The sequence below is a fragment of the Bradyrhizobium vignae genome, from assembly GCF_004114425.1.
GTDB classification, from domain to species: domain Bacteria; phylum Pseudomonadota; class Alphaproteobacteria; order Rhizobiales; family Xanthobacteraceae; genus Bradyrhizobium; species Bradyrhizobium vignae.
Genome location: NZ_RDQF01000051.1, coordinates 5,001 through 16,485, shown reverse-complemented (window position 1 = coordinate 16,485; position 11,485 = coordinate 5,001). Strand labels below are relative to the sequence as shown.

Below are 11,485 nucleotides of genomic sequence, written 5' to 3'. Positions count from 1 at the left end.
GCGACGAGGCGGTCCGGTGCTGCACTCTATGCACGACAAATAGCACAACCACCGGGTGCGTCACTACAGCGCATGCTGGAGCAGTGTGTTATAAATAGAACACGCATTGCGCTTTCTCTCTGAGCGTGCATGAATCTGCTTGAACAATTTGATCGAGGCTCGGCACACTCCCTATCCAATATTTGAGGGGTTGTGGCGAAGCACGGCCTGCGCGGGACATTGTTCGCGTGAGAGCGTGCTTCTTGGACACAGGGCGGCTCGCCATAACCCGAAAGGAATTTTTTGGGGGCGTGCGATGCGTACGGGTATCGTTGCGAGTTGCGTTGCGCTGGCGCTGTTTTTGGGCGGCTGCGATACCCTTGATTGGCGCTATACGAACGAGGGGGTCGGAACTGAGCTCTATGCACCGGAAACTGTGAATCAGGCGCGTCTTCAGGAAATATATGTCGGATATATCTGCCAACAGGCAGGACTTTCATACGAGGAGAGGGGGGAAATTCTTTTCTGTCGTGAGCCGCCCGTCAGCAGGAATTGGCAGATCTTCGTTCAGGCTGGCATGAATGACATCGATCGCCGCTGCGACGCGTATCTCACCTGGCTAGACAATAAACGCCGTTGGGTTGGACCAATTCATCAGCAGATCTTGGACACGGAAGCGGCAACTCTCCTAATCCTCGGAGCTACGGCCGCTGATCCGACCAAGGCCATTGCCGTCGTGGGCGCAGCCTTCGGCCTGGCTTCCCATGCGTTCACAAATTTCAACAGCCGCTTCATCTTCGAAGTCGAAAAATCAACTGTGCAATCGGTCGTTCTCACGCGGCAACAAAAGTATCGCGAAACGCTTCCAGTAGTGATCGACAATAGACCTGCCGCGATTTACGCGCTGCGGCAATATCTGCGCCTCTGCATGCCTATGACGATCGAGACGCAAATTAATACGACCGTCAAGCTGTTTGAAAGAGGTGGGACGGTTGCGCTCGAGCAGGCTGCTGCTCATCCAATGGTTGATGCCCGTACAGTCAGTACGGCGGCGACCGTGCGGATCACCAAACCGGCAAGCGATGCGAGCTACATTGATTTGCGCTCGTTGCTATTCCCCAACGGGGCGAAGACGATTGATCCAGAGCTGAAGGCGTATATCGGAAGACTGCTTGGCAGCGACAAAATCGCAATCGGCGTGATTGTGACTCGGCCCGAATTCTCGGGACTACGTCGAAGAATTTCTGCGTGCATCGTCTCTCGTTCCTCAGGGAGTCCCTGTGCCGACGGGTCGCTGGCGAAGTTCATTCAATAGCGGGGGTGGCAATGTCGCAGGTCGTTGAAGTTCCGGGATTGACAACGCGGGTTGAAGCCGAGCAACGCGCAGAAGATTTTATGATCGACAGCGTTCCGGTTGAAATCATCGAGCCGGGTGACGGGACATTTACCGTCCGCGCCACCTATCCAGATGATGTACACATTCCGAGCGCAATGCCCGACGAAGAACCTAGGCCACCGGGGGAGCATGTCGCTCCGCCGCCGCCAGCTCCCAAGAATAGGAAGACAAAACAACTCGGAGAAAAGGGGATAGCACTCATCAAGGCGTTCGAGAGTTGCATGCGTGCCGTACCTACAGGCTTCCAGGCTTACTTCGATCCGGTTCAGGTCTTGACCATCGGCTGGGGGCACACGAACGATAACGGCCGCACTTTTAAAGTAGGTGACATTTGGACCCAGCAGGAGTGCGACGCAGAATTCCAGAACGACATGCAGGTATTCGTTCGAGCCGTAAACAGTATGGTTACGGTACCGATCAATCAGGATCAGTTTGATGCCCTGGTTTCATTCGCATTCAATGTGGGAGCACCGAGCCTGAAAGGCTCAACCCTATTGAAGAAGTTGAATGCCAAGGATTACGCGGGCGCAGCGCAAGAATTCAAGCGTTGGAATAAAGCGAAGGGCAAGGAGCTGCCCGGACTGACGCGTCGCCGTGCATGCGAGGCATTGTTATTCCAGAGCATACCGGACAAGAATTACGACGGCATTCCCGACTGATTTGGCGTTTGATCGAAGCATCATCATTGAACGAAGGAGATTGACGATGTTGCCGGTGGTCGAAATTCCTGGGCTCACCAAGGCCGAAGCTGACCAACGCGCAATTGATCTTGGCATCGACAGCCCAACGATTGAAATCATTAGAGAGTCGGGTGGTTTGTTCACTGTACGAGCTACATATCCAGAAGGAATGATCATTCCGGGCGCGACGTCGGCCGTTGCCGATAACAGCGCTCCATTCGAGCTTACTGGATTGAGCCAAGCCGCAGTTGATGAGGAGGTGGCCGTTTTCAAGGGAAGCGGCTCGACCTTTACGGTAATCCCGGAAGCCGGCAATCTTTTCACAATCAGGATTTCGCCACCCAAAGCTCCGGCGCTCGTTGAGCCTCCGCCGACCGTCGTTCCAAACGCTCCCGATCTCGATGGCTACGTGCTTTGTCTCGATCGCATCAGGACCGAGCGAAGACCGGGCATGGGCTTCGACCGAACGGTTTCGCGCTATCAGGCTTATTTCAATCGTGCCCCGATCGCGGACGTTTTTGGGATGGCGGTGGAACGGCAAGGACCAGATGATAATGGATCGACGGGAGTCGCTAGACATCGCCGCATAGCAGCCGGAATTTATCCGCTCTTCACGCACGCAAGCGGGGCTACGAACAAGTACAAGACGATTGGTTACGCAAGGCCTGCGAATATTAGGATGAGACCGTGGCCTTGCATTGGAGTTGAGGAGACCGGTTCCCGGTCTGGAATTCTCATTCACTGCGCAGCCGGTTATCTAATGAGCACTGGTTGTATAAACTTGACTTCGAATGTGATCAGTGCGGGTACCAATCTGCTATTTTCCGACAGCTGGGCGCGCGTAACTGCGTTGATTGACAGTATTAAAGAACATCTCGGAGATAGATTTCCTAACAGCAACAACACAAGGTTGCCGCATGTGTCGCTGGTGATCCGGGACGGTGCTTTGGTTTAAGTCTTTCGGACTTTTCCTCAGCGGCACGGCCCGCGCAACTTTATCCGCGATTGCTCAGTTGCCAACAGCTGGAAGGCGAGTTCGTGAAATTGATCGTCTAGTTTAGGCGGCGATTGTGCAGCGGTGATCCCCTCGATCTGGCAGTGCATCATGGCGCTGTAAGTGGTGCGCAGAATTAGGTCGATCCTGGACGCGGCGCCGGGAAAGGCTTCGTCGATAATGACTTCGTTGCTCGGCCCCGAGAGGCACCTGATCCTGGAGAACTTCTCCAGCTTGCCTGCTATCACCCGCCTGTAGCGGCCGGCCCCGGCTCGATGCCGTCCTCCTCCTCCTCCTCAAGCTCCGACAAAATATCCACCAGCTCGCGGACCCGGCCCTGCGCCAGTGGGCGCAAATCGTTGATCATCGGCTCGTCGTTGGCGAGCCAAGCCTGGGCTTCGGCGAGTTCCTCGACGGTCGCGCCGGTCCCGATGATCTGGGCAATGGTGACGTCGTCGGCCCGATCCACGGCCTTGACGACATCGTCGCGTGAGAGGCGCGTCATGGGGCGATCCTCCTGCTGGTCGGCTTCCGTCAGCATCTAACGGGGAACCCGAGCGCGGGTTCCGCGGTCAGGGTCTGGTCCGGCGGATGCTATTTTTTCACCACCTTGTAGATCGCGTTCTCGATATCCGAGCTGAAGTAGATCGCGCCCGTCGCGCCGACAGCGACACCGGTGGGGATATGCGTCGGCAAGCCGCCGGGGGCACCGGTCAGGCCGATCGGAAGATTGGCGGCGATCTCGGTGATCTTGCCGCTGTCCGGTGCGATCTCGATCAGCCGCTTGGCGCCGACCTCCGCCACGATCAGCTTGCCGTCGCCGGTGCGCGCGATGCCTTCAGGCATTTTCAGCTCCTTGGCGACCACGGTCTTTTCGCCATTGCTGTCGATCCTGGAGACGAGGCCGGCAAAGGCTTCGGTAACGTAGACCTCGTCAGTCGCCCCGCGAACGAGGCCGACCGGACCTTCGAGCGCGCCGATCAGCGTGCTGCGATCCTTGCCGTGCTCGCCGCTCACCTTGACCAGTGACTTGGTGCCGAGCTCGGCCACCAGAATGCTGCCGTCCGCGAGCACGACCGCGTCATGCGGCGCCTTGAAGTCGTGCAGCATCTCGCGCGTGGCGCCGGTCTTGCCGTCGATCACCTGCACCGTGCCGGTGAACCAGCTCGACAGGACGACGTCGTTGCCGTTCGCCGTCGCGCTCATCGGATACTCGAGCGCGACGCCGGCAGCGTGCATGCGCGCCTTCTCGGTGACCTCGCCGGTCGCCCCGTCCACGGTGCGATAGGCGAACACGTCGGCGACATGGATGGCATCCTTGCCGTTATCTGATGTGACGCCGATGCCGCCGGGCAGGGCGAGCTTGCCGATGATGATCTGCTTGGCCTGGCCGGTCGCCGGGTCGACCTCCTGGATTCCGTTGTCGGCCATGTTGGAGACGTAGATGCGGTCCTTGTCGTCGATGGCCAGATTGTCCAGGGACGGCTTCAGCTGCGCGACCATGGTCTTGGCACCCGATTTGGGGTCGACCCGGACCAGCTGGCCGAGCGCGGTGTCGACCACGAAGAGGTTGCCCTTGGAATCGAAGTTCACCGCCGCCGGGACCTTGAAGCCGTCGGCGACGACGGTCAGCTCGGCCTTGTCGACGTCGACCTTGGCGACCTGTCCCTTGAACCAGAGCGGACCGTAGAGCTTGTCGTCGGGACCGAACTCGAAGCCGTTGAGGCCGCCCATCTTCTCCATGATCTGGCGGGGCGGTTTGACGCCCTCGACGTCGATCTCGTAGAGCGCATCGCCGAGGAAGACGGTGGTGGCGTAGAGCCTGCCGTCCTTGCGGAAGGCGAGCGAGTTGATGCCGGGAAGGCCGCTCGCAAGCTTCTTGATCGGTCCGTCGCCCTTGCGCGCATAGAGATCTCCCGCGAGGAAGCCGGTCCAGGCCATGGTGCCATCAGGCGCGAACGCGATGTCGTCGGCCATTCCGACTGGAGCTGGGATTGCAACCTTGGCGGTGCCGCCCGCAATGTCGACCTCGTAGAGCGCTGCGCCCGCGACGCTGCCGGCGAACAGATGGCCGGCTTTGTCGATTCCGAGCCCGTGCACGCCGTGGAACGCCGAGCCGGCAACGAGCCGGGTGACCTCCCAGCTGTCGGCCGATGCACTCGTGGCGGCGAAAAGCGCAGCGGCGACGGCTGCGCAGGCGAGCCTGGTTTTCATGGCGTGACCTCCCATTTTCGGGAAAGTATTCGCCCGTCACGCGGCTTTGGCAAACGAAACTTCACGTTGTAGTGCGGCAAGGCGGTGCGGCCCTACGGCGTCTCATGCCATCGCACCTCTGAAAATGTTCGCTGATTGCCGGCTTTACCTGATGCTCACAGCAGCTCCGTCCGGGCTTTAACGAGAGCCGTCGGTGCCGCTCGCCGCCGAAGCCTGCTTCGCAGCCAGCGCAGGATATCGTCATGAAACGAGATCTCGTCGCCACCAATCATCCCATCTTCGACGAACTTCATCCCAAGATCTACGGGGCGGCAGTCGGCCTCGTCGCATGGTTCGCGCTCATGGCGTGGGCACTGTTTGACCGTCGCAGTGATGTCAGCCTTTCCCTCGCCTTGGTCACGCTGCTGTTCGTGGTCGCGATCCTGCTGCCATGGATCATTTCGCGTGTCTGGAGGCGATATCAAATGCCGTACGAACGGCATTTGGGGCCGACGTCGCTGCATGATTGGGAAGCCGGCGAATTCAGGGTCTGGGGCGCGAAGCTTCACGGTTCGCACGCCGCGATCGACGTCCTGTTGCCGCTGGCCGCCGTCTCATTCGGGCCGACAGCGATTGGAATCGTCTTCGTGATCGTGCGGGCGTCGGTGCTTTCCTGACGCCAGCGCGCAGATCGCGGTCGAGCTGATGCCCCACCCGCCCACGGAGTGGGGCGGATGGGCGTTGACTGTTATCGGCTCGTCGTCAGCCGCGGCGGGTTCTGGGACATCATCCAGATCTCGACCGCAGCAAGAACGGCGACCAGAATGCCGACCACGACGTGAACGGTCATTGCCGTCTTGGCACCCTGGAACCCGAGCACCCAGGGCGCAATGAGCGTCCAAAGGCCGACGATCAGGTTGAGCCACTCCTCCCACACCGCGAAGGCTGCGAGCGCTGCGACGGCCAGGATCGCAATCACGATGCCCGCGACATACGCGTTCTGAGAGGCCGGTCCGGCATCGAAACCGAAAATCCAGGGCGAGACGAACAGGAATGCGCCGAGGATCAGGTTCGCGACGTCGCACCATTTTGCGTTCGTCCAGTTCTCCATGACATTCCTCCGTGAGCTCGGCCCCCTCATGCAACACAACAACTGGGCCATTCCCCAGCGTGTTCCCTGCGGTTCCAGCCAAATTGAATGATGGGAAGCGCGGCCAGCCCGGCCACGAGGCCGGCCTCGACCGATTTACCGGTTGGTGACCTGCAACGGCCCGCCGGTCGCGTCCGACATCCGGGCGATGGCGCCGCTCCGGCCGCTCATCATGCCGTCGAGCCGGTCGCGCTCCTTCTCGAAGCTTGCCAGCATCGGGCCTTCCAGCGAACGGCCGCGCGGCAGCTTCACGCGCATCGGGTCGACGAAGCGGCCGTTGACCAGGATCTCGTAATGGACGTGTGGACCGGTCGACAGGCCGGACGAGCCGACGAAGCCGATCACCTGGCCCTGCCGGACCTTCTTGCCGGCTTCCATGCCCTTGGCGAAGGCCGACATATGGCCGTAGGCGGTCTCGTAGCCGTTGTTGTGCTTGATGCGGATATATTTGCCGTAGCCGCCCTCGGTGCCGGCCTTCTCGATCACGCCGTTGCCGGAGGCGAAGATCGGCGTGCCGTAGGCGGTGGCCCAGTCGACGCCGGTGTGCATCTTCACATAACCCAGAATCGGATGGCGGCGGCCGCCAAAGCCGGAGCGCATGATGGCGTTGTTGACGGGCTTCCTGACCAGGAACTTCTTCGCGCTCTTGCCGGTCTCGTCATAGTAGTCGACGAGGCCGTCGTCGGGGCTCTGATAGCGGTAGTATTTCTTGGTCTCACCGCCGACCGTGAGGGAAGCGAACAGCACGTCGTTCTTTTCGGTCGCGGTCACGCCCTCGTCTTCACCGGCGTAGAAAACGTCGAAGGAATCGCCCGGCTGCACCTTGCGCTGGAAATCGACGTCGTAGGAATAGATCTTGATCATGTCCTCGATGACGGGCATCGGGACCTTGTTGCGCATCGCGGTCTCGTAGATGCTCTGGTAGAGCCGCACGCCGGAGCCGTCGTCATCGTCCTCGTCGTCGCTGCTGGCGCTCGCCGCAGTATCGGCGACGGTGTTCATGCTGGAGACGTCGACCGCGACGTATTTGCCGAGATCGGACAGTGCCGCGATCGCTTCCACCATGGTGTCGTTTGCAACCACGACGCGATAGGGCTGCAAGCGGGCGCCCGGGCTTGCGGGCGCCATCAGAATGCGGAGCTTCTCGCCTTCCTTGAGGCCGCCGTCGCGGCCGCGCGGTCCGAGCGTTGCGGTGATCGCCTTGATCTCGTCGGCATTGGCGCCGAGATCGCGCAGCACGGAGGCGACGCTGTCGCCCTTCTTGACGATGTGGACGCGTTCGCCGTTGGGATTGCCGCCGGTGATCTGCTCCTTGGTCTTCGGCAGCAGCGTGACGTTTTCCGGCACCACGCGCGTCTTGAAGCCCGCATAGGGGTCGGACGGCGACACCTCGGTGGCGTAGGCCATCTTGATGTCGGAGGGACCGGTCGCACCGGAGACGTCGGCTGTGGCATTGGCGAGCGAGGCGTAGCGCACCCCGCCATTGCCGCGCCAGTTGGCGGCATCGCGCACCCGCATCAGGATGTCGTCGAGCGCCACCACCGCGGAAATCTTGGCCTTCGGCAGCACCGGCGACAGGTCCTTGGTCACGAAGGACACTTCCGCGTCGGGCTCGACGGCTTCCGGATTGTTGGGATCGTCGGAGGCCGTCTTCGGATCGGAACCGACATCGGTGAGCAGGCGCTGGGCGTTGAACGGCGGGATCTTCGCCGACAGGTCGCTCGTCGTCATCGACAGGTTGCCTGCGATCCGGACGAAGGGACGCACGCGCATCACGTCACGGTTGCCGACGCGGGCGACCGTCGAAACCCGCATGACGTTGCGCGAAGCCGTGGATTCGCTCGGCGGCGGCAGGCGGTCGCTCTTGTGCAGCGTGGCGGCGCGATCGGCGGCGCCGAATGCACCCCGCAGCGCGCCTTCGACCCGCTCCGGCACCTTGGCGAAGGTCATTTCGCCGTCGAGCGACGCGAAAACGGCGCCGCCGATCAGGGCCGCGCCGCAGAGTCCGGTCAAGATTGTCCCGCTGAACCATTGCACCGAGACGCGGCGGCGGTCGATCACGGCGGCTTCAGAACCATCGACGGACAGCGGCGGCTCGTGGCCGAGATCGATGATCCCGGTCTCACGCCCGTAAGCGCCGCGTGACGTCCTGTGGTTCAACCCAAGTCCCCCGATTCAACGACCCAAAAGCCCCCTGTCTCGAGCCTCTTCCCGGTCGCCCTCTTCGAGGCGTATCGCGGGAAAACGGCAAGCCGCATAGGCGTTCGCGGTCAGAAGGCCCCGATGACGGGCCGGCCGAAATTACGAACAGCTAAACGGAAAAAGGTCTCTCGATGTCTCTCGAATGTCCGAAGAAGGTCGCGTCATCTGCAAGATCGCCTTCCTCTGACCCCATGAAAATCGCCGGCAGCCCCCACAGGCATCCCAGCGATTCAAGCTTGTCTCTTACCAGAACGCCGCGGGATTGTGGCTCAAGTACGGCGCCAAATATGGAAAAAGTTTCCTGAAACGGGGGGCGCCGGAGGCTGCCCGGGGGGCGCCCAGAGCCGCTTCCGGAGACCCCCTGGAGCCCCTCCGGAGCTCCCTAGGGCGCAAATTTTTTTTGAGATTTTTTGCGGCGCGGTCACCGTCCGTGCGCCCGTTGACGCTCTAATCGACTGGAATCGCTGGAATTTTTTCGATGATCCACTGTGCGACGATTTGTTGACGATTGGCGTTGACAGCCCGGAAGGTGGGGCCTATAACCCCAACCACTGAGCGCGGCGCCGCCGGGTCACTGACCGAGGCGAGCGAACGCGCCACTGATGCTCCTCACCTTGTTGAGTGACACAACAATCGACGTCAAGTCGGTTGGAGTCATTCATCGTCGGTAAGGGTGTCGGAACCCTTCCTCCTCGGAAGGTTGGGACCTCTCCGGTTCCGGGCTGTTTGACAAGTGAAGATGAAGAAAGAGAAACGTGGACGGCGGAGTCCTTGCGGGTCTCGCTTCTGAAAAGCCTCGGCTTTTCTGATCGAGACCGGACGAAAGACTTCGGCGGTACACGTTTAAAGGAAACACCATCGTTGCCAGCGATGTGAATCGCAGGCAGCTCTTCGGCTTCGGCCGATGAAAAATGGTGGGACCTCGTCAAACGTTGTGATCAGCCGGTTCAAAGTTCAAGTCCAACTTGAGAGTTTGATCCTGGCTCAGAGCGAACGCTGGCGGCAGGCTTAACACATGCAAGTCGAGCGGGCGTAGCAATACGTCAGCGGCAGACGGGTGAGTAACGCGTGGGAACGTACCTTTTGGTTCGGAACAACCCAGGGAAACTTGGGCTAATACCGGATAAGCCCTTACGGGGAAAGATTTATCGCCGAAAGATCGGCCCGCGTCTGATTAGCTAGTTGGTAGGGTAATGGCCTACCAAGGCGACGATCAGTAGCTGGTCTGAGAGGATGATCAGCCACATTGGGACTGAGACACGGCCCAAACTCCTACGGGAGGCAGCAGTGGGGAATATTGGACAATGGGCGCAAGCCTGATCCAGCCATGCCGCGTGAGTGATGAAGGCCCTAGGGTTGTAAAGCTCTTTTGTGCGGGAAGATAATGACGGTACCGCAAGAATAAGCCCCGGCTAACTTCGTGCCAGCAGCCGCGGTAATACGAAGGGGGCTAGCGTTGCTCGGAATCACTGGGCGTAAAGGGTGCGTAGGCGGGTCTTTAAGTCAGGGGTGAAATCCTGGAGCTCAACTCCAGAACTGCCTTTGATACTGAAGATCTTGAGTCCGGGAGAGGTGAGTGGAACTGCGAGTGTAGAGGTGAAATTCGTAGATATTCGCAAGAACACCAGTGGCGAAGGCGGCTCACTGGCCCGGTACTGACGCTGAGGCACGAAAGCGTGGGGAGCAAACAGGATTAGATACCCTGGTAGTCCACGCCGTAAACGATGAATGCCAGCCGTTAGTGGGTTTACTCACTAGTGGCGCAGCTAACGCTTTAAGCATTCCGCCTGGGGAGTACGGTCGCAAGATTAAAACTCAAAGGAATTGACGGGGGCCCGCACAAGCGGTGGAGCATGTGGTTTAATTCGACGCAACGCGCAGAACCTTACCAGCCCTTGACATGTCCAGGACCGGTCGCAGAGATGTGACCCTCTCTTCGGAGCCTGGAGCACAGGTGCTGCATGGCTGTCGTCAGCTCGTGTCGTGAGATGTTGGGTTAAGTCCCGCAACGAGCGCAACCCCCGTCCTTAGTTGCTACCATTTAGTTGAGCACTCTAAGGAGACTGCCGGTGATAAGCCGCGAGGAAGGTGGGGATGACGTCAAGTCCTCATGGCCCTTACGGGCTGGGCTACACACGTGCTACAATGGCGGTGACAATGGGATGCTAAGGGGCGACCCTTCGCAAATCTCAAAAAGCCGTCTCAGTTCGGATTGGGCTCTGCAACTCGAGCCCATGAAGTTGGAATCGCTAGTAATCGTGGATCAGCACGCCACGGTGAATACGTTCCCGGGCCTTGTACACACCGCCCGTCACACCATGGGAGTTGGTTTTACCTGAAGACGGTGCGCTAACCCGCAAGGGAGGCAGCCGGCCACGGTAGGGTCAGCGACTGGGGTGAAGTCGTAACAAGGTAGCCGTAGGGGAACCTGCGGCTGGATCACCTCCTTTCTAAGGATGATCCTTCAGCGAGCTCACGCTCACTATCGGATCGTTTTAGAAACATCAGTGGCCAACAGATCGCCAGATCGTTGAGCTGCATTGGCGGGATTTCGCCGTCTTCGTTTCTCTTTCTTCGCGGACGAACACGCGCTGGGCCTGCAACGGCAGGATCCAGGGTCCTTAACGGGATGTGCGTTAGGGGCTTGTAGCTCAGTTGGTTAGAGCGCGCGCTTGATAAGCGTGAGGTCGGAAGTTCAAGTCTTCCCAGGCCCACCACTTTCATCGAGTGAGCATTCGTCTTCTGGTTACGGGGCCATAGCTCAGCTGGGAGAGCGCGTGCTTTGCAAGCATGAGGTCGTCGGTTCGATCCCGTCTGGCTCCACCAGATGGTTTGATCACCGAGATCTTGACCGTCGTCCGCGAAACATCACTTCGCATCCTGCTAGTCTG

Annotated in this window: 8 protein-coding genes, 2 tRNA genes and 1 rRNA gene; 7 read left to right on the top strand and 4 right to left on the bottom strand. The window is 59.9% G+C overall.

Annotated features, from left to right (window positions below):
* The first annotated feature begins 295 nt into the window (after window positions 1–295).
* From EAV90_RS30500 to EAV90_RS30490, 3 genes are read left to right on the top strand one after another with little or no spacing between them, the layout of a single operon-like run.
* On the top strand, window positions 296–1,294 hold the full coding sequence (locus EAV90_RS30500) for a hypothetical protein (protein WP_122400797.1): 999 nt from the start codon (window positions 296–298) through the stop codon (window positions 1,292–1,294).
* A gap of 11 nt (window positions 1,295–1,305) precedes the next feature.
* Window positions 1,306–2,034, top strand: coding sequence for a lysozyme (locus EAV90_RS40230; RefSeq protein WP_197711526.1), 729 nt, complete (start codon window positions 1,306–1,308; stop codon window positions 2,032–2,034).
* A 46-nt stretch (window positions 2,035–2,080) separates the two neighbouring features.
* Entirely contained in the window at window positions 2,081–3,010 is a 930-nt protein-coding gene (locus tag EAV90_RS30490; RefSeq protein WP_129145574.1) for a hypothetical protein, read from the top strand.
* 283 nt (window positions 3,011–3,293) lie between these two features.
* Here EAV90_RS30490 and EAV90_RS30485 read toward each other — a convergent pair whose 3' ends face one another.
* Both EAV90_RS30485 and EAV90_RS30480 read right to left on the bottom strand, forming a co-directional pair.
* Entirely contained in the window at window positions 3,294–3,590 is a 297-nt protein-coding gene (locus tag EAV90_RS30485) for a hypothetical protein (protein ID WP_244607856.1), read from the bottom strand.
* Window positions 3,591–3,643: 53 nt separating this feature from the next.
* Window positions 3,644–5,263 carry an NHL repeat-containing protein gene (locus EAV90_RS30480; protein ID WP_129145573.1) on the bottom strand — a complete coding sequence of 540 codons (1,620 nt, stop codon included), beginning with the start codon at window positions 5,261–5,263 and terminating at the stop codon, window positions 3,644–3,646.
* A 242-nt stretch (window positions 5,264–5,505) separates the two neighbouring features.
* Between EAV90_RS30480 and EAV90_RS30475 the strand changes: the two genes are divergently transcribed.
* Window positions 5,506–5,919, top strand: a complete 414-nt coding sequence (locus EAV90_RS30475; RefSeq protein ID WP_122400801.1) for a hypothetical protein — start codon at window positions 5,506–5,508, stop codon at window positions 5,917–5,919.
* A gap of 71 nt (window positions 5,920–5,990) precedes the next feature.
* On the opposite strand, the gene EAV90_RS30470 is transcribed toward EAV90_RS30475, so the two are convergent.
* Window positions 5,991–6,353 (bottom strand): SPW repeat protein, encoded by a 363-nt coding sequence (locus EAV90_RS30470; RefSeq protein WP_122400802.1) that lies wholly within the window; start codon window positions 6,351–6,353, stop codon window positions 5,991–5,993.
* A 135-nt stretch (window positions 6,354–6,488) separates the two neighbouring features.
* Complete coding sequence (locus EAV90_RS30465; RefSeq protein WP_129145572.1) at window positions 6,489–8,552, bottom strand: M23 family metallopeptidase; 2,064 nt, start codon at window positions 8,550–8,552, stop codon at window positions 6,489–6,491.
* Between the two features lie 1,003 nt (window positions 8,553–9,555).
* Here EAV90_RS30465 and EAV90_RS30460 point away from each other — a divergent pair.
* From EAV90_RS30460 to EAV90_RS30450, 3 genes are all read left to right on the top strand, one after another.
* A 16S ribosomal RNA gene (locus tag EAV90_RS30460) occupies window positions 9,556–11,044 on the top strand.
* 190 nt (window positions 11,045–11,234) lie between these two features.
* Window positions 11,235–11,311 (top strand) — tRNA-Ile (locus tag EAV90_RS30455).
* 33 nt (window positions 11,312–11,344) lie between these two features.
* Window positions 11,345–11,420, top strand: a tRNA-Ala gene (locus tag EAV90_RS30450).
* The last annotated feature ends 65 nt before the right edge of the window (window positions 11,421–11,485 follow it).